This is a genomic window from Burkholderia cenocepacia (assembly GCF_014211915.1).
In the GTDB taxonomy this organism is placed as follows: Bacteria; Pseudomonadota; Gammaproteobacteria; order Burkholderiales; family Burkholderiaceae; genus Burkholderia; species Burkholderia orbicola.
This window is the reverse complement of the sequence record NZ_CP060040.1, coordinates 2,783,760-2,801,047: the sequence shown is the minus strand read 5'-3', so window position 1 is coordinate 2,801,047 and position 17,288 is coordinate 2,783,760. Positions and strand designations below refer to the sequence as shown.

16 protein-coding genes are annotated in these 17,288 nt (G+C 69.1%); 10 read left to right on the top strand and 6 right to left on the bottom strand.

Going from position 1 to position 17,288, the window contains the following annotated elements:
• The first annotated feature begins 107 nt into the window (after window positions 1-107).
• On the top strand, window positions 108-653 hold the full coding sequence (gene hpaC / locus SY91_RS28965; protein WP_006479688.1) for a 4-hydroxyphenylacetate 3-monooxygenase, reductase component: 546 nt from the start codon (window positions 108-110) through the stop codon (window positions 651-653).
• A gap of 42 nt (window positions 654-695) precedes the next feature.
• On the opposite strand, the gene SY91_RS28960 is transcribed toward hpaC, so the two are convergent.
• Window positions 696-1,946: a YbfB/YjiJ family MFS transporter gene (locus SY91_RS28960; protein ID WP_023476092.1), complete on the bottom strand. Its 1,251-nt coding sequence runs from the start codon at window positions 1,944-1,946 to the stop codon at window positions 696-698.
• Window positions 1,947-2,128: 182 nt separating this feature from the next.
• Window positions 2,129-2,674 (bottom strand): RBBP9/YdeN family alpha/beta hydrolase, encoded by a 546-nt coding sequence (locus tag SY91_RS28955; RefSeq protein WP_023476093.1) that lies wholly within the window; start codon window positions 2,672-2,674, stop codon window positions 2,129-2,131.
• A gap of 115 nt (window positions 2,675-2,789) precedes the next feature.
• Here SY91_RS28955 and SY91_RS28950 point away from each other — a divergent pair, with 115 nt between their 5' ends.
• From SY91_RS28950 to SY91_RS28945, 3 genes are all read left to right on the top strand, one after another.
• A complete protein-coding gene (locus tag SY91_RS28950) occupies window positions 2,790-3,245 on the top strand; it encodes an Lrp/AsnC family transcriptional regulator (protein WP_023476094.1) in 456 nt (151 codons plus the stop codon).
• 406 nt (window positions 3,246-3,651) lie between these two features.
• Window positions 3,652-3,774, top strand: coding sequence for a hypothetical protein (locus tag SY91_RS35260; RefSeq protein WP_006479692.1), 123 nt, complete (start codon window positions 3,652-3,654; stop codon window positions 3,772-3,774).
• A gap of 58 nt (window positions 3,775-3,832) precedes the next feature.
• Entirely contained in the window at window positions 3,833-4,786 is a 954-nt protein-coding gene (locus SY91_RS28945) for a Leucyl aminopeptidase (aminopeptidase T) (protein ID WP_006479693.1), read from the top strand.
• Window positions 4,787-4,803: 17 nt separating this feature from the next.
• Here the strand turns inward: SY91_RS28945 and SY91_RS28940 are convergent, their stop codons facing one another.
• Together SY91_RS28940 and SY91_RS28935 are read right to left on the bottom strand one after the other, a co-directional pair.
• Window positions 4,804-5,313: a GNAT family N-acetyltransferase gene (locus SY91_RS28940; protein ID WP_023476095.1), complete on the bottom strand. Its 510-nt coding sequence runs from the start codon at window positions 5,311-5,313 to the stop codon at window positions 4,804-4,806.
• A 64-nt stretch (window positions 5,314-5,377) separates the two neighbouring features.
• Window positions 5,378-6,409: an AraC family transcriptional regulator gene (locus SY91_RS28935; RefSeq protein ID WP_023476096.1), complete on the bottom strand. Its 1,032-nt coding sequence runs from the start codon at window positions 6,407-6,409 to the stop codon at window positions 5,378-5,380.
• A 271-nt stretch (window positions 6,410-6,680) separates the two neighbouring features.
• On the opposite strand from SY91_RS28935, the gene SY91_RS28930 reads away from it, so the two are divergent.
• The 4 genes from SY91_RS28930 to SY91_RS28915 all read left to right on the top strand — a co-directional run bounded on the left by SY91_RS28930 (window position 6,681) and on the right by SY91_RS28915 (window position 11,886).
• Window positions 6,681-8,399, top strand: a complete 1,719-nt coding sequence (locus SY91_RS28930) for a GMC family oxidoreductase (RefSeq protein ID WP_023476097.1) — start codon at window positions 6,681-6,683, stop codon at window positions 8,397-8,399.
• The gene (locus tag SY91_RS28925; RefSeq protein WP_023476098.1) at window positions 8,386-10,836 is read left to right on the top strand and encodes an alpha/beta hydrolase fold domain-containing protein; all 2,451 of its coding nucleotides are present in this window, start codon (window positions 8,386-8,388) and stop codon (window positions 10,834-10,836) included. Before SY91_RS28930 ends, SY91_RS28925 begins: the two co-directional genes overlap by 14 nt.
• A gap of 391 nt (window positions 10,837-11,227) precedes the next feature.
• Window positions 11,228-11,560 (top strand): type II toxin-antitoxin system RelE/ParE family toxin, encoded by a 333-nt coding sequence (locus SY91_RS28920; RefSeq protein ID WP_023476100.1) that lies wholly within the window; start codon window positions 11,228-11,230, stop codon window positions 11,558-11,560.
• A complete protein-coding gene (locus tag SY91_RS28915) occupies window positions 11,557-11,886 on the top strand; it encodes a DNA-binding protein (RefSeq protein ID WP_006479699.1) in 330 nt (109 codons plus the stop codon). The genes SY91_RS28920 and SY91_RS28915 overlap by 4 nt, the downstream gene beginning before the upstream one ends.
• Window positions 11,887-11,910: 24 nt before the next feature.
• On the opposite strand, the gene SY91_RS28910 is transcribed toward SY91_RS28915, so the two are convergent.
• A complete protein-coding gene (locus SY91_RS28910; RefSeq protein WP_023476101.1) occupies window positions 11,911-13,929 on the bottom strand; it encodes a VTT domain-containing protein in 2,019 nt (672 codons plus the stop codon).
• A 115-nt stretch (window positions 13,930-14,044) separates the two neighbouring features.
• Window positions 14,045-14,497 (bottom strand): hypothetical protein, encoded by a 453-nt coding sequence (locus SY91_RS28905; protein WP_023476102.1) that lies wholly within the window; start codon window positions 14,495-14,497, stop codon window positions 14,045-14,047.
• A 331-nt stretch (window positions 14,498-14,828) separates the two neighbouring features.
• On the opposite strand from SY91_RS28905, the gene SY91_RS28900 reads away from it, so the two are divergent.
• Both SY91_RS28900 and SY91_RS28895 read left to right on the top strand, forming a co-directional pair.
• Window positions 14,829-15,476, top strand: a complete 648-nt coding sequence (locus SY91_RS28900) for a response regulator transcription factor (RefSeq protein WP_043887476.1) — start codon at window positions 14,829-14,831, stop codon at window positions 15,474-15,476.
• Window positions 15,473-17,269: a sensor histidine kinase gene (locus SY91_RS28895; protein ID WP_023476103.1), complete on the top strand. Its 1,797-nt coding sequence runs from the start codon at window positions 15,473-15,475 to the stop codon at window positions 17,267-17,269. The genes SY91_RS28900 and SY91_RS28895 overlap by 4 nt, the downstream gene beginning before the upstream one ends.
• Window positions 17,270-17,288 lie beyond the last annotated feature (19 nt).

Below are 17,288 nucleotides of genomic sequence, written 5' to 3'. Positions count from 1 at the left end.
AATGGTCGGCCGCATTTTCGCGACGTACGCTCGGGTCATCGTCGGCGATCCGGCGCTGCCGTTGCAGCGCTGCGCGGTTCGCCGCTTTCGTCCAATCAGGAGCGCCCATGTCTTCCACGACCGATATCCAGCGACCGGCGCGCGTCGAGCCGACCGACGCGCAGAAGGCCTTCCGCCAGGCGATGGCCCACCTCGGCGCGGCCGTCAACGTGATCACCACCGCGGGGCCGCACGGCCGCTGCGGGATCACCGCGAGCGCCGTGTGCTCGGTCACCGACGCGCCGCCGACGCTGCTCGTGTGCCTGAACCGGTCGAGCGCGATGCATGCGACCTTCGAGCGCAATCGCCAGGTCTGCATCAACGTGCTGCCGGCCGAGCACGAGTTGCTCGCGCGACACTTCGCAGGACTCACCGACCTGCCGATGGAACAGCGCTTCGAGCTGCCCGTGTGGGATCGCGGCGAACAGGACGTGCCGGTGCTGCGCGATGCGCTCGCGAGCCTGCAGGGCACGATCGCCGAGATGAAGGAAGTCGGCTCGCATTCGGTGATGTTCATCGAGGCGACGTCGATTCGCGTGCGCGACGACGGCGACAGCCTGATCTACTTCAGCCGCGCGTTTCATCGCGTGTCGCGCACCGCGTGCGTGCGGTAACGATGCCGGCGCGCCGCCACGCCGGGTGCGAGCCCGTGCCGGCTACGCGGATGCCCGCAACGCGCGCTGCCCGGCCGCAAGTGCAGCGCCCGCGAACAGCGTCAGCGCCGAATACACGAGCCCGCGCGCGAGCCCCGCGCTGTCCGACACCCAGCCGATCGCGACCGGCCCCGCGATCTGCCCGAAGGCGAAGACCGTCGTGAATGCGCTGATGCCCTTCGCCCAGCCGTCGGGCGGCAGGTTGTGCCGCACGAAGGCGGTCGTGGAGGCCACCGCCGACAGGAACGTCGCGCCGAACAGCAAGCCCGACGCGAACGCCGCAGCCGGATGCACGAACAGAGCAGGCATCAGCGTCGCGACGCCGAGCAGCGCGTTGAGCACGGCGAGCGCCTGGCCGCCGCGCATCCGGTCGAGCAGCCCCGACCACAACCGCGCCGACACGACGGTCGCAACGCCGAGCATCACGTAGAACGCGGCGACCACCGTGCCGCTCATCCCCGCGCCGCGCAGCAGCGCGACGATGAACGTCATGTAGCCGATATAGCCGACGCCGAACAGGCCGTAGCCGGCCAGCGCGAGTGCGAAGCGAACGGGGCTCGCGGTCGCCGCCGGTTTCGCGCCGTCGGCCTGCTTGGGCGGTGCCGCATGTGCATGCTCGATGCGGCGCGCAGCCGACACGGCCACCGCCGAGAACAGCACGCACGCCACCGCGAGTGCGAACCATGCCGGCTGCCAGCCGTGTACACGGTGCACGAGCGTCGCCGGCACGAGCAGCGACGACGCGACGATGCCCCATCCGGTGCCGCCGTAATAGAGGCCGAGCAGCAGCCCTGCGTCGCGCGGCGACGCGGATGCGAGCCGCGCGGCCAGCACGCCGCCGCTGATGAAGATCAGCGCGCTGCCGACACCCGTTGCGAGCCGCTGCGCGAGCAGCGCGTGCATGTCCGACGTGAGCCCGCCCGCGGCCATCAGCACGGCGGTCAGCGCGCAGCCGACCGCGAGCAGCGTGCCCGCGCGCCAGCGCCGCGACAGCAATGGAAAGGCCAGCGCACCGATCAGGTAACCGGCCGCGTTCGCCGTGTTCAGCGCGCCGGCCTGCGCGAACGTCCAGCCGAGGTCGGCCTTCATCGGCGGCAGCAGCAGCGCATATGAAAAACGCGCGAGGCCGAGCGCGATCGCGCTGCCCAGCGACAGGCAGATCGCGAGCCGCCACGCGGCCATGCGGCCGGGATCGGTTGCGCCGGCGTCCGGCCGCGAGCGGCCGGCACGCTCCGGTTGCGGCACTGCACGCATCGGGGTGTCTCCTTCGTTGTTCGATTCCGGGGCGTTCGCCGCCGTCGGTCGATCATACTGGAGCCGTGAAACCGGTGCGCGCCGGCGGCAGAAACCCGCCGGCCGTCGCGCCCGGGTTCCGCTCCCCGGCGCGACGCGCGCGACGGCCGGAAAACGCGGAATGCCGGCCGGGCCGGCACGCACTACCGCCCGAGTCCGGCCGCAAACGCCGCAAGCAGCGCGCGCCCTTCGGGCCATCCGCCCAACCCGGACGCCGCGTTCAGATGGCCGCGTGCGCCGAGCAGAAGCGGCGTCGCGCCGTGTTCCGTGGCCCATTCGAGCGCTCGCCCCGCCGGATCGTACGGATCGTCCGCGCTCGCGATCGCCAGCACCGGCACGCGCCCGAACCGACCGCCCGGCAGGTTCGCGAACGCGGCGGCGGCAACCGGAAAACGTGGCCCTGCCGGATCGGGCACGGCCACGAGAAACGCGCCGCGCACCGCGCGCGCCGACCGCGCATGCCAATGCGCGAACAACAGGCAGCCCAGCGAATGACAAATCACGAGCGGGGGCGCCCCGGCGTTCGCGACGGCCGCGTCCAGCGCCGCCGTCCAGTCGGCGAGGTCGGGCGCCTCCCACGAAGCCGGCGCGATGCGCGCGGCGCGGGGAAACGCCGTCTCCCAATGACTCTGCCAATGATCCGGTCCCGAATTGCCGATACCCGGCACGATCACGATCGCCTGATCCATCACGCCCTCCGTCAACTGAAACCCGGAGTGTGACCACGCGCCAGTCGGCATGGAATGGCAAGTCATCGGTTATTGAGACAAAATGCCGATGAATCAACGGTACCGGAGGACCGTCATGCCGGACGAAGCGCTGGATCGCCTCGATCTTGCCATTCTCGAAGCGCTGCAGGAGAACGCGCGGACGCCGCTGTCGGAAGTCGGCAGGCGCATCGGGCTGTCGCAGCCCGCCACCTCGGAGCGCGTCAAGCGGCTGGAAGAACGCGGCATCATCGCCGGCTACGGCGCACGCATCGATCCGGCGGCGCTCGGGTTGGGCATGATGGCCATCATCCGGCTGAAAACGACTCACGAGCACATCAAACCGGCGCTGCGCGCGTTCGCCGAGATGCCGCATGTCATCGAAGTCCACCGCATGACCGGCGAGGACTGCTTTCTGCTGAAGGTGCTGGTGCCGACACCGGGCCAGCTCGAAACGCTCGTCGACGCGATTGCGCGCTTCGGCGCGGTCACGACTTCGCTGGTGCTGCGCTCCGAACCGACCAAGGCGATCGGAAAGGCGTTGCTTGGATGACGTGCGGATGCGGATCGACTGCGTGACGCATGAAATCATGCGGACCGGTTCAAGCGCCGGGCGTTCGCTCATGCGGCTCTCTCGAATGACATAAAGCGCAGCAATCCGGTCAATTGAATTCAAATTAAAAATAACCGAATTCATTTCGTCGATCCGGATTCCTTCCGCTAAAAAAATGATGCGTGATCTGTCGCTCGTTTTATTCCGCCTTTCCAATATGTGAATCGAAAATGCCTCGTGTTTAGCACGTCACGGCTAAAAACACTGCAACGCATTGCATTCGAAAATTCGTCAGACTAATATCGACGCCACTCGTCCGGCATTCACGAAATATCGAACGAGGAGCGGTCATGTTTTTTCCGCGCTTTCATGTTGAATCACTCATGTTCACCACAGGAGAATTGACATGCAGGAAACCCAGCAGATCGAATTGCTTGACTGGATGCAGGAAGACACGCACCCCGAGGCCGTCGACATGATGGTCGAGGACGCCGTGGTGCCGTTCGGCACCGCGCTCTGGCCGGTCTGAGCGGGCCACCCGTTCTCGCGGAAGGGCCGCGGCCCTTCCGCCGCTTCCGGAGATACGCATGCTGAACCTGCACCGCGCGCTCGGCTTTCACCCCGCGTTGCGCGACAAGCTGGCCCGCGGCGAATCGGGAAAACTGCTGGTCGGCCATGACACCCGCAACCGCGACATCGCGTTGCGCGCCTTTGCCGCCCTGCCCGATTCGCTCGACGCGACCACCCTCTGCCTCGAAAGCACCCCGCCCGCCGACATCGCCGCCGCGCTCGACGCCGCCGACCTGTTCGTGCTGCTGTACGACTCGTCGTGCCTGCCGACGCCGTCGCCGAGCGGGCCGCCCTTTCTCGCCGCGATCCGCCCCGCGATCGTCGAGCACTGGAGCAAATCGGTTTTATTCAAGGATTACGGCCCGCACCTCGACGAGGCGTTCGCCGAATCGCTCGACGACATCGCCGCGCGCAATGGCCGGCTGATCGACGCGGCCGCACGCGCATCGCAGATCCGCTTCATCGACGAAGCCGGCAACACGCTGACGGGCTCGCTCGCGCCGGACCAGAAATGGACGAGCGTGGACGGCATGGGCAACCTCGACGTCGTGCCCGGCGAGATCGCGACGCACGTGACCGACCTCAACGGCTCGGTCGTGTTCAGCGGCACCTTTCTCGGCACCGTGCCGTTCGCGATCAAGTACAAGGTGGCCGAGCGGCTCGCGACGCTGCATGTCGAGCACAGCACGATCGTCGATTTCGACACCGACGATGCGGGCTTCCGGCGCGATTTCTCGACCTATCTCGACCGGCATGCGAATCACCGGCGGATCGAGGAATTCGGCATCGGCACGAACCTCGGCATCCGCGGCCTGTACGGCCGCAACGCAGGGTTCGAGGAACGCCATCCGGGCCTGCACCTCGGCCTCGGCGGCGGCGAAAACGGCAGCCACCATCTCGACCTGATCTTCGCGCGCGGCACGCTCGCGCTCGACGAGCGGATCGTGTTCGACGGCGCGTTCGCCGTCTGACGCAGCGAGCAGGTTGCTCAGGCTTCGGCGGCCGCCGCGTCGCCGAGCCACTTGAACATCACGAAGCAGTCGACAAAGCCGAGCCGCGCGTGACGGTATGCGCGCGGCAGCCGGCCGACGATCTCGAATCCCAGCTTCTGCCACAGCGCGACCGCGACCTCGTTCGTCGCGACCACCGAATTGAACTGCATCGCGAGGAAACCGCGCTCGCGCGCCACCTGCTGCGAGTGCTCGCACATCAGGCGCGCGACGCCGCGACCGCGCGCGGCCTCGCTCACCATGTAGCCGCAGTTGCTCACATGCTTGCCGGGCCCGGCGGCGTTCGCCTTCAGGAAGTACGAGCCGAGCACCACGCCGTCTTCTTCGGCGATCCACGTACAGAGCGGCGCGTCGAGCCACAGTGCGCGTGCCGCTTCCTGGGTCGGTTCGGGATCGAATGCATAGGTTTCCTGAGCAGCGACGATGGCGCGGTAGGTCGGCCAGAAGCGTACGAAATCGTCGTCGGTCATCGGGCGAATCGTGATCATGCGGGGTCTCTCGTGAGTGTGATGTCGACAGGCAGGACGGGCAAGCGGGCGATCGTACCGCGATTCATCGACGGTCGCCTGCTCGCCGCGCCGCGCTGCGATACGCGCCCGGCGGCACGCCGTACCAGCGCTTGAACGCTTGCGAGAAACTGGACAGATCGCTGAAGCCGAGCCGCTCGGCCACGTCCGCGAGCGACAGCCGCGCATCGCCGAGCAGCGTCTCGGCCATCGCCCCGCGCGTCTGCGCGAGCAGCGCGCGAAACGTCGTGCCCTCCTCCTGCAACCGCCGCTTGAGCGTGCGCGGGCTCGTGTTCATCAGGCGCGCCATGTCCTCGAGCGAGAACGGCGCGCTGCCGGGCGTCGCGTTCAGGTACTGGCGCACCATCTCCGACGTGCCCACGCGCGCACGCCGTGCTTCGACGAGTTGCCCGCACATCTGCTCGCACATCGACACCGTCAGCGGATTCGCATGCGGCAACGGCCGGTCGAGGAACGCACGGTCGAACGCGAGGCTGTTCGCCCGCGCCGAGAACGTCGGCTCGATGCCGGCGATACGCGGCGCCGCGAGCGCCGGCGAACGCGCGGCCTGCAGCGTGAAGCGCGACAACGCGAAATCGCCGCTGGCGATTTCGTGCAGCAGCACGGCCGCGGCCGTCATGTCGCGCTCGACGAGGAACCGGCTCAGGTCGGCGTCGAGTTCCGGCGCGCCGAAGCTGAGCACGCCAGTGTCAGCCGACTCGCGGTACGTGATGACGGTGTACGCATACGTGAGCGGCAAAAAACGCATCGCGAGCGCGAGCGCATCGCGCCCGGTCGCGCTCGCGATCAGCCCGTAGCCCCACACGCCGTACGCGGAGAAGTGGTAACGCCGGCCGACCTCGAACCCGAGGCCCTGTGCCCGGCCGAGCGCACGCAGCAGGTTGCCGGTCAGCCGCAGTTCCTGCGCGGCCGTCACCTCGACTTTCGGGTCGTCGAGCTGCGCGCTCGCGAGGCCCGTGCCGGCCAGCAGCGTGGCATGCGGCACACCGCGTTCGTCGCCGAAATCGACCAGCAACCGGGCGCTGGCCGGACTCCGGGTGAAATCCCAGAAGCTCATGCGGAGAAACCCTCGAAGCGCCGATTTGGCCCAAATACTAAAACAATTGTCCCCAACCAGCATTGGTGTTTTCCCATGCGGCCCGCACCATCGGCGTCATCCAGTCGTCGTCCGAACGACGCCATCCCCCAGGAGGAGACACCATGCGACCGAGTCGCCCGACCGATCCCGCCGCCCACTTCACCCACTTCGCCCGCCGGCGCGCCGGCCGCGCCCGCATGCCGACACGCGTCGCATGACCCACCGATCACCGAAGCAAGGAGACGATTCCATGAGCAAGACTTTCGACTACATCGTGGTCGGTGGCGGGTCGGGCGGTTGCGTCGTCGCGGGCCGGCTGACCGAGGACCCGGCCGTGACCGTCTGCGTGCTCGAGGCCGGCGGCCGCGGCGACAGCGCGGTCGTCAACGTGCCGACCGGCGCGGTCGCGATGATGCCGACCCGCCTGAACAACTGGGCATTCGACACGGTGCCGCAGCCGGGGCTCGGCGGGCGCATCGGCTATCAGCCGCGCGGCAGGGCGCTTGGCGGTTCGTCGGCGATCAACGCGATGGTCTATATCCGCGGTCATCGCGTCGACTACGACGGCTGGGCCACGCTCGGCGCCGAAGGCTGGGCGTACGACGACGTGCTGCCGTACTTCCGCCTGAGCGAGCACAACGAGCGCTTCGACGATGCCTGGCACGGCCGCGACGGCCCGCTGTGGGTCAGCGACCTGCGCACCGGCAACCCGTTTCATGCGCGCTATCTGGAAGCCGCGCAACAGGCCGGCCTGCCGCTCACCGACGATTTCAACGGCGCGCAACAGGAAGGCATCGGGATCTACCAGGTCACGCAGAAGCACGGCGAACGATGGAGCGCGGCGCGCGCGTACCTGCTGCCGCACGTCGGCCGCCGCGACAACCTGACGGTCGAGGCGCACGCGCAGGTGCTGCGCATCCTGTTCGACGGCACGCGCGCGACCGGCGTCGAGGTGCGGCAGCACGGTCAAATCCGCACGCTGCGCGCGCGGCGCGAAGTCGTGCTCGCGGCCGGCGCGCTGCAGACGCCGCAGTTGCTGATGCTGTCGGGCGTCGGCCCGGGCCGCGAACTCCAGCAGTTCGGCATCGCCGTACAGGCCGATCTGCCGGGCGTCGGCCGCAACCTGCAGGATCATCCGGATTTCATCTTCGGCTACCGCACGCGCAGCGTCGACACGATGGGCGTGTCCGTCCGCGGCGGGCTGCGCATGCTGCGCGAATTCGCCCGCTTTCGCCGCGAACGGCGCGGGATGCTGACGTCGAACTTCGCGGAAGGCGGCGGTTTCCTGAAAACGCGTGCCGATCTGGCGGCACCGGACATCCAGCTGCATTTCGTCGTCGCGCTCGTCGACGACCATGCGCGCAAGCCGCATGCCGGTCACGGGCTGTCGTGCCACGTGTGCCTGTTGCGGCCGCGCAGCCGCGGCTCGGTCACGCTGAACGGCGCCGACCCGCTCGCGGCGCCCCGCATCGATCCCGCGTTCTTCGACGATCCGCGCGATCTCGACGACATGGTCGCGGGCTTCCGCATCACGCGTCGCCTGATGGAGGCGCCGGCGCTCGCCGACTGGACCACGCGCGACCTGTTCACCGCGAACGTGACGACCGACGACGAGATTCGCGACGTGCTGCGACGGCGCGCCGACACCGTCTATCACCCGGTCGGCACCTGCCGGATGGGGCGCGACGCGCTCGCCGTCGTCGATCCGCAACTGCGTGTGCATGGCCTGCAAGGGCTGCGCATCGTCGATGCATCGGTGATGCCGACGCTCATCGGCGGCAACACCAACGCGCCGACGATCATGATCGCCGAGAAGGCCGTCGACCTGATGCGCGGCGTATGCCGCGTGCCGGCGCAGCCGCATGCCGACGCAACCGTCAGGACGACGACGGATCGTGACGCTACCCTTGCAACCCGCGCCGCACACGCCGGCGACCAGCCCGAGGAAACCCGCCATGCTGTCGCCTGATCCTTCCCGTTCCGCCGGCTCCCCCACGCCGCTTGCGGCGATCATCATCGGCGCCGGCTTCGCCGGCATCGGCATGGCGATTGCGCTGCAACGCGCCGGCATTCACGATTTCGTGATCGTCGAACGCACGCACGACGTCGGCGGCGTGTGGCGCGACAACCGCTATCCGGGCGCCGCGTGCGACGTGCCTTCGCACTTGTACTCGTTCTCGTTCGAACCCAATCCCGCGTGGTCGCGCGTGTTCGCGCCGCAGCCCGAGATTCATGCGTACCTGCAACACTGCGCGCGCAAGTACGGTCTCGCCCGCTATCTGCGCTTCGGCGCCGAAGTCGAACACGCACGCTACGACGAAGCCGGTGCGCTGTGGCACGTCACGCTGCGCGACGGCACGACGCTGAGCGCCGCGCTGCTCGTCAGCGGCACCGGCCAGTTGAGCCGCCCCGTCATGCCGAACCTGCCCGGCATCGACACGTTTCGCGGCCGTGCGTTCCACTCCGCGCACTGGGATCACGATTACGCACTCGCCGGCAAACGGGTGGCCGTGGTCGGCACCGGTGCATCGGCGATCCAGTTCGTTCCGGCGATCGCCGGCGACGTGCGGCGCCTGACCGTGTTCCAGCGCTCGCCGGCCTATGTGATGCCGCGCCCCGACCGCGCGTATCGCCCGTGGGAAAAGGCGCTGTTTCGCCAGCTGCCGGCGGCGATGAAACTGCATCGCGCATCGATCTACCTGCGCTACGAAGCGCGTGCGATCGCGTTCACGCGGCTGCACGGGTTGATGAAGGTCGCGGCCGGCCGGCCGTTTCGCAAGCTGCTCGCGCGCGACGTGCCGGACCCCGCGTTGCGCGCACGGCTCACGCCCGATTATCCGGTCGGCTGCAAGCGCATCCTGTTGTCGAGCGACTATCTCGCCGCGATGAGCCGCGACCATGTGGAACTCGTCACGCAGCCGATCCGGCGCGTGACCGAGGACGGGATCGAGACCGTCGACGGCGTGCATCATCCCGTCGACGCGATCGTCTACGGCACGGGGTTCGCGGCAACGGAATTCCTGTCGCCGATGCGCATCACGGGCCGCGGCGGCCTCGACCTGAACGATGCGTGGCGACGCGGCGCGCAGGCGTATCTCGGGCTCACCGTGCCCGGCTTTCCGAACTTCTTCATGCTGTACGGCCCGAACACCAACCTCGGTCACAACTCGATCGTCTACATGCTCGAGAGCCAGATCGCGCACGTGATGCGCTGCATACAGGCGATGCGTCGCGACGGCGCGCGTGAGATCGACGTCGACGCGCGCCGCTACCGGCGTTTCAACGTGCACGTGCAGCAGCGGCTCGCAGGGTCGGTGTGGAGCAGTTGCAAGAGCTGGTACGTCGATGCATCGGGGCACAACAGCACGAACTGGCCGGGCTTCACGCTGACCTACCGGTGGATCACGCGCTTCACCGGCATGTCCGCGTACCGCTTGTCGCAGCCGCTGTCCGGGGCGGCTGCGCCGCTGCACGGCACGGTGGTCGCGCCGCCCGCCGGCAGATTCGAAGCCTTCACGGCCGCTTCGTTGCGCGGTTTCCTGCGCGTCGCGTTCCGGCCGCTGATCGGGCCGCCGTTCGGCGCGCGCATGCAGCGCCGCGTCGTCGCGCTGCTGTCGCCGCTGATGCCCGGTGCGGGTGGCACACTGCGCTACCGCACGTCGGCGCAACATGTGCCGATCGAAGTGGTCGCGCCGAAACGCGGCGATACGGGTGGCGCGATCCTCTATCTGCATGGCGGCGCGTTTTGTCTCGGCGGACCGCATACGCATCGCGGCGTGACGACGCGCCTCGCGAACGACGCGGGCCTGCCGGTGTGGGTGCCCGATTACCGGCTCGCGCCCGAGCATCCGAGCCCGGCCGCGCTCGACGACGCACTGGCCGCCTACGACGCGATGCGCACGCAGGGTTACGCGCCGCACCGGATCGTGATTGCCGGCGACTCGGCCGGCGGCGCGCTGGCGCTGGCGCTCGCCATCGCGCTGCGCGAGCGCGGCGAGCCGGCCGCCGCCGCACTGCTGCTGATCTCGCCCGTGACCGACCCCGCGCTCGGCGGCGCAACATTGGCCTCGCGTCGCCACGACGATCCGATGATCCGGCGCGGCTGGCTCGAACAGGGGCTGCGCTGGTGTCACGGCACGGGCTCCGCCGCGGCGCGCGGGCCGCTCGACACCGGTCTGCATGGCCTGCCGCCGATGCTGATCCAGGCCGGCGACCAGGAAGTACTGCTGTCCGATGCGCAGCGGCTGGCCGAGCATGCGCACGCGTGCGGCGTGCCGTGCCGGCTGGAGATCCATGCGGCGCGCTGGCATGTGTTCCATCTGCAGGCGTTTTACTTGCGCTCGGCGCGGGACGCGTTGCGGACGTTGGCGGGGTTTGCGTCGGAACGTGTCGCCACGACGGCATGACGATGAAACGAGGACGCACGACGATCGACACGTGTCCGATCGTCGTGTCCGCTTGCAACGAAGCGACGCCGGGCCGACAACCACCCAAGATCGCGACGGCCGCGCCGGCGAAGCAGTAATTCACACAGTCTGCCGGCGGATTTTCCGCCCATCATTCATTCCCTCACGCTCCACGTCTCGGGGTGCGTCTCCTCTCCTCACGCCATCGACAGCCGGCCATTTGGCCGAATCGTCATGCGCCATCCCGGATGAAAGAATGATCGTCGTCCGGGAAGCCCGCACCACGCCCTGATATCCCGACCATGAAGACGCCGTATGCGTGTCGGCCTCTAAACCATTGCGATGCCAACCGCTTCGTTCCCACTACCTTTTTTGTAGCTTATAAGTTACAATGCTCGCCAAGTTCGAACTCCTTCGCTATCAGCGCGACGACGGTCGCGAGCCTTTCACCGAATGGCTGAAGGCCGTCCGTGACAAGCCCGCGCAGGCGCGGATTCGCGAGCGCCTGCGCCGCGTGCAGACCGGCAACTTCGGCGATTGCGAGCCGGTTGGCGAAGGTGTGATCGAACCGCGCGTCCACGTCGGCGCCGGCTACCGCGTGTACTTCGGCCGGCACGGCAGCGCGTTGGTGCTGCTGCTGTCCGGCGGCGACAAGGCGAGTCAACCCGACGACATCAGGCGCGCCAGGGAACACTGGTCGAACTGGAAACGGAGGCAAACATGAACAAGCTCAAAGGCGCGGTATCGCACCACGATGCGGAAGTCGCCGAACTCGGCGCCGATCGCGAGCTCGCGGTCGCCTATTTGCGCGTCGCGATGGAATCGCTCGACGATCCCGACAACCGTGCGGCCGGCCTGCTCGCGCTGCGCACGGTCGCGGAAGCGTATGGCGGGCTCGGCGCCGTCGCGGCCGAAGCCGGCATCAGCCGCGAATCGCTGTATCGCACGCTGTCCCCGAACGGCAACCCGACGCTGAAAACCCTGCTCGCGGTGCTCAAGACGGTCGGCCTGCGCCTGTCCGTCGTTCCCGCGCAGCCGTCGCACGCGTAACGGGCGCACAGCGCGCGGGCTCCCTCACGGCTGGACCATCCACACGAGCAGCATCGCGTCCGGCGCGGCCGCCATCCCCGCCGGCCGATGCGCGATCGTCGGCTCCACCGCCAGCCCGTGCGCGATCGCCGCCGCATCGTCGATCGTCGTCGAGCGCACGAACGTCATCAGCCGCGCCGGCCGGCGCAGCGTCTCGCGATACAGCGCGCCGTACCACAGCGGCCGCATGCCGAGCGCATCCTGCAACACGTACGGATAGCGCCACAACCGCAGCACGAAGCGGCTTTCCGGGTGCGCCGAATCGACGCGGACGAACACGCGCCGCGTGCTTTCGCCATGCGTATAGCGCGGCAGCACGGGCAGCGTGTCGGCCGGCGCCTGCGGCAACAGCCAGCGCAGCGCGGTGGCCGGCGTCCACGGCGTCGCGCGCTGCCAGCCGGCCTGCGCGAGATGGCGATCGAGCGTGTCCGACGTCGCGCTCCATTGCAGCGGCAGATATTCCTCGCGATCGCCGCCGATCTCGGTGCGCCGCGTCGGCACGCGCTGCCACCCGCCGCGCAGCCACTGGTCGACGGTCATCGCGACCACGTCGCCGACATGCGGACGCGCCGCGCGATCGAGCTGCCATTGCGCGGGAACCGTCCATACGCCGGCCGTCGCCAGAACGACGACGACCGCGACGAGCGCGCCTCTGGGCTGCACGTGCTCGCGCACACGCCAGTACGCATAGGCGCCGGCGAGCAACGCGAACCATGCGAGCCCGAGACTCCATCCGCCCAGCAGACCCGACAACCAGGTATCGCCGACGTACAGTCGCGCGAAGCCGCCGAGCACGATCCACAGCACGACCGCCGTCACGACCGGTATGCGCCACAGCGCGGGCCGGTCGCGCGTGAGCGCCCAGCCGAGGCCGCTGCTCGCGAGGATCGCGAACGCGGCGTCGGCGTCGGGCAGCGCCACGTGCAGCGCGCCGGGCGGCAGGCTCGCGGGCGTCGCGCCGGGCACGCTCGCGCCGAACACCGGCACGAGCGCAACGGCGACACCGATCGTCGCGAGCCACCAGGCAGCCGTGAGCCAGCAGCGATGGATCATCAGCCACACGAGAAACGCGGCCGCGACGATCAGCCCTGTGTCGTGCCCATGCAGCACGGCGAGCGCGCTCATCACGGCGTCGCCGGGTGGCGTGCGCAGGTTCTGCAGAAACGCATATAGCGCAATGTCCGCGTGCATCAGCGGATCGTTCGCGACGACGTCCTGCACGATCCCCGCGAACAGCCACACGCAGCCGATGAAAAGCAGCGCGAGCACGGGCACCGCGCCGGGCAGCCCGCGCAGGTACGCGATCCCGTCGTGCAGCCGCGCGCCGAATCGCGGCCAGCGGCGCGCGCATGCATGCACGGTTTCGACGAGCGCGCGGCGCAGCAACGGCCAGCCACGCCGCAGCGCGACGCGCACGCCGATCCATACGAGCGCGACCAGCCCGGCCACGACCAGCAGGATCGCGGCGACCCGCACGCTGATCGCCGCGGCCAGCGCGGCCGACGCGCCGAACAGGATGCCGGGCGCGACGTGCACGGGCGCCCACACGAGTGCGGAGATCACGTTGACCGGATAGAACGACCGGCGCGGCAGCGTCGCGCAGCCGACGACGACCGGCACGACCGCCCGCACCGGCGCGAGAAAGCGCGCGAGCACGATGCTCTTCATGCCGTGACGCAGCACGAATTCCTCGCCGCGCGCGTAGGCGGTCGCATAACCGAAGCGCGCCCACGCGTTGCGGATCATCCCGCGGTAATGCCGGCCGAGTTCGTAACTGATCCCGTCACCGATCACCGCGCCGACGGCCGCGACGCCGATCGTCGCCCATGCGTCGAGCGCGCCCGCGCCGATCAGCGCGCCGGCCGCGAACATCACGGCGCCGGCCGGCACGATCGTGCCGACCAGCGCGATCGCCTCGGCGCAGGCGGCCACGAACACGATCGCCAGCACGAGCAGCGGATGCGCGCCGATCGCGCCGATCCATGCATGGATCGTGTCGCTCATTGCACCCTCCCGGACGGTGCGGCCCGGTGCGCGACTACCGGGCCGGCAAGGGCATTGGATACGTTCATCGCGACATGCGCAGGCTCGCGCCAGCGTCGGAGGTCAGCAGGCTGGGTCAGTCGAACTCGTGCTGCCGCGCGTCGGCCTCGAGCGGCGCGTCGTGATAGCCGACCGTCGCGATCTCCCGTAGATAGCGCGCAAGAAACGCGCCGATCGAGCCGGCAGCCTCGTATTGATGGACATGCCTGAATTCGTGGGTCAGCAGGCGGCGCGTGTCGTGCCCGCGCAGCACGTACACCGCATGACCGAGCGTGAGGCCGATCGTCCCGGACGCCAGCAGCCCGGAGTCGCGGGCGATCGCGGCCAGCGTCGGCGTGTCTGGAAACGGCATGCGGTCGACCGCCATCACGCGAATCCGGTCCGGCTGCGCGACGCCCACCGTGCGCGCGTCGTCGGCTTGCGCCGGCGTCAGCGGCGCGCCCTGCGCGAGCCCGCGCGCGGCCTCCGCCTCGGCCCAGGCGACCGCGGCGGGCAGTGCGGACGGCAGGATATCGGCAAGGTCGATCATTGCAGGGCTCCTGGTTCGAGTGGTGGCATCGGGCACCAGTTTAGTCCCGAATCGCAACGGCTCGCGGCGCGGTTCCGGCGAGGCCGCATCGGCTCGCGGCGGCGGCAAAGGTACCCGGGAATACCCTGTTCCACCTGCGCGCCACACCGTACCCTTTCCTGCCGATTATTTCGTTTCAGCGCACATTCCGCACTCAACACTCCCGAAAATTTCGCGAACGAGTACCTTTTTCGGGATCGGGCGCATATATTGATCAGAAGAACGGCCGCGGCGACACCCGGACAGCAACGACAGCAACGCGCGGCGTCATCCCGAAGAGGATCGCTGGAAGATGATCAGGGTAATTCTGGCTGACGATCACGCAGTCATGCGGGACGGACTGCGTCACATCCTGGAGCGGGCCGGCGGTTTCGAGATCGTCGGCGAGGCGAGCGACGGCTCGGGCACGCTCGCGCTGGCCAAGCGCGCGGCCGCCGACGTGCTGCTGCTCGACCTGTCGATGCCCGCGCCGACCGGCATCGAGCTGATCCGGCTGGTCAAGCGCCAGGCGCCGTCGCTGCGCACGCTGGTGCTGACGATGCACGCGGAAGCGCAGTACGCGGCACGCGCGTTCAAGGCCGGCGCCACCGGCTACCTGACGAAGGACAGTGCGACGGCCGAACTCGTCGAAGCCGTCGGCAAGGTGGCGGCAGGCGGGGTCTACGTGAGCTCGTCCGCGGCGGAAAGCCTCGCCCACACGCTGCGCGCGCCGGCTCAGGCGCTGCCGCACGAACGGCTGTCGGCGCGCGAGTTCGACGTGATGCGCCGCATCGTCGCGGGTCAGACCGTCACGCGGATCGCGTCCGAACTCGCGCTGAGCACGAAGACGGTCAGCACGTACAAGACGCGCATCCTCGAGAAAATGGGGCTGCCGCACGAAGCCGCACTGGTCCGCTACACGGTGCGCCACGATCTCGACCTCGGGGACGACGACGCATGACGGCCGCCTTCCGCTTCCCGCCCACGTCACCGCCGGACGACGACGATCCGGACACGTCGCGTCTGTTCATGTCGTCGCTGCCGCCGGGCCGGCGCGAGCGGCGGCTCGCGCTCGCGACGGTACTCGTATCGGCCGTGATCTTCGCCGCGCTCGCGCCGTTCGCGGCCATGCCGCTCGCGCCGGGCTGGGCGTTCATTCCCGTGTACCAGTCGGCGATTGTCGTCAACGACATGGTGACGGCCGGCCTGCTGCTCGGCCAGTACGCGATCCTGCGCGAGAAATCGCTGCTCGTGCTGGCGGGCGGCTACCTGTTCACGGCGTTCATGGCCGGCACGCACATGCTGACCTTCCCCGGGCTGTTCACGCCGACCGGCCTGCTCGGCGCCGGCGAACAGACCACCGCATGGCTGTACCTGTTCTGGCATGGCGGCTTTCCGCTGTCGGTCGCCGCGTACGCACTGCTGCGCGCGACGTCGCGCGGGCGCCCGGCTCCGGCCCCGCAGCGGCGTGCGGCGATTCCGGTCGTCCTCTGCCTCGTGGCCGCCGGCGGCGCGACGGCCGCGCTCGCGCTGCTCGCGACCGCCGGCCACGCCCTGCTGCCGCACATCATGAGCGGCAACCGGATGACCTCGACGATGACGAACGCGATCACGGTCGTCTGGGGCTTGAACCTCGTCGCGCTGATGCTGATGTGGCGGCAGCGGCGCCGCCATTCCGTGCTCGACCTGTGGGTGATGACGGTGCTCGTCGCGTGGCTGTTCGACATCGCGCTGTCATCGATGCTCAATCACGGGCGCTTCGATCTCGGCTTCTATGCGGGGCGAGCGTACGGTCTCGTCGCGTCGGGCGTCGTGCTGTTCGCGATGCTGTTCGAGAACGGCCGGCTGCATGCGCAGACGGTGCGCGCGCTGGCCGGCGCGCGCTACCAGCATCTGCTCGTCGTGCAGAAAAGCGCGCAGTTGAACGATGCGAACGAACGGCTCGAACAGCGCGTCGCCGCGCGCACCGCGCAACTGAGCGCGTCGAACCGCGACCTGCGGCGCGAAGTCGAGGAGCGCGTACGTGCGGAGCGGGCGCTACAGGCCTCGCGCGAGGAGCTGCGCGAGATCGCCGCGATCAGCGCCAGCGCGCGCGAAGCCGAGCAGCGCCGCATCGCGCGCGAACTGCACGACGAATTGGCGCAGACACTCGCGACGCTGAAGAACGATCTCGAATGGCTGATCGACCACGTGCCGCAGGACGACGCATCGCTGGCACGCAAGATCGCGGCGATGCATGCGCTCGCGCGCGGCGCGGTGGCCGCGACCCGCCGCATCGCGTCGGACCTGCGCCCGCTGATGCTCGACGATCTCGGCTTCGCGGCGGCGATGCAATGGCTCGTGGAGGATTTTCGGCACCGTCACGGGATTGCGTGTGCGCTGCACGTCGAGCCGCCCGAGCTGCAACTCGACGAGCCGTATGCGACGGCCGTGTTCCGCATCGCGCAGGAAGCGCTCGCGAATGTCGCCCGGCACGCGGCCGCGTCGCATGCGAACGTCGAACTCGTGTGCGGCGGCGAAGCGATCGCGCTGACGATACGCGACGACGGCGCGGGCTTCGATCCCGCGGTGCCGCGCAAGTCGAGTTCATTCGGGCTGGTGGGGTTGCGCGAGCGTGCGTATCTGGTCGGCGGCACGCTGCGGATCGCGACGACGCTCGGCGAGGGCACGACGGTCGAGGTCGAGATTCCGCGGGTGCCGGCGCCCGTCGCGGTCGCGCATGGCGGGGACGGGGATTCGCGGATCAATCGCTGACCAACGCGGCAACGACAAC

Excerpts from the sequence above, each read along its gene's own strand:
- hpaC (WP_006479688.1), top strand. The coding sequence starts at position 108 with ATGTCTTCCACGACCGATATCCAGCGACCGGCGCGCGTCGAGCCGACC.
- SY91_RS28960 (WP_023476092.1), bottom strand. The coding sequence starts at position 1,946 with ATGCGTGCAGTGCCGCAACCGGAGCGTGCCGGCCGCTCGCGGCCGGAC.
- SY91_RS28955 (WP_023476093.1), bottom strand. The coding sequence starts at position 2,674 with ATGGATCAGGCGATCGTGATCGTGCCGGGTATCGGCAATTCGGGACCG.
- SY91_RS28950 (WP_023476094.1), top strand. The coding sequence starts at position 2,790 with ATGCCGGACGAAGCGCTGGATCGCCTCGATCTTGCCATTCTCGAAGCG.
- SY91_RS35260 (WP_006479692.1), top strand. The coding sequence starts at position 3,652 with ATGCAGGAAACCCAGCAGATCGAATTGCTTGACTGGATGCAGGAAGAC.
- SY91_RS28945 (WP_006479693.1), top strand. The coding sequence starts at position 3,833 with ATGCTGAACCTGCACCGCGCGCTCGGCTTTCACCCCGCGTTGCGCGAC.
- SY91_RS28940 (WP_023476095.1), bottom strand. The coding sequence starts at position 5,313 with ATGATCACGATTCGCCCGATGACCGACGACGATTTCGTACGCTTCTGG.
- SY91_RS28935 (WP_023476096.1), bottom strand. The coding sequence starts at position 6,409 with ATGAGCTTCTGGGATTTCACCCGGAGTCCGGCCAGCGCCCGGTTGCTG.
- SY91_RS28930 (WP_023476097.1), top strand. The coding sequence starts at position 6,681 with ATGAGCAAGACTTTCGACTACATCGTGGTCGGTGGCGGGTCGGGCGGT.
- SY91_RS28925 (WP_023476098.1), top strand. The coding sequence starts at position 8,386 with ATGCTGTCGCCTGATCCTTCCCGTTCCGCCGGCTCCCCCACGCCGCTT.
- SY91_RS28920 (WP_023476100.1), top strand. The coding sequence starts at position 11,228 with ATGCTCGCCAAGTTCGAACTCCTTCGCTATCAGCGCGACGACGGTCGC.
- SY91_RS28915 (WP_006479699.1), top strand. The coding sequence starts at position 11,557 with ATGAACAAGCTCAAAGGCGCGGTATCGCACCACGATGCGGAAGTCGCC.
- SY91_RS28910 (WP_023476101.1), bottom strand. The coding sequence starts at position 13,929 with ATGAGCGACACGATCCATGCATGGATCGGCGCGATCGGCGCGCATCCG.
- SY91_RS28905 (WP_023476102.1), bottom strand. The coding sequence starts at position 14,497 with ATGATCGACCTTGCCGATATCCTGCCGTCCGCACTGCCCGCCGCGGTC.
- SY91_RS28900 (WP_043887476.1), top strand. The coding sequence starts at position 14,829 with ATGATCAGGGTAATTCTGGCTGACGATCACGCAGTCATGCGGGACGGA.
- SY91_RS28895 (WP_023476103.1), top strand. The coding sequence starts at position 15,473 with ATGACGGCCGCCTTCCGCTTCCCGCCCACGTCACCGCCGGACGACGAC.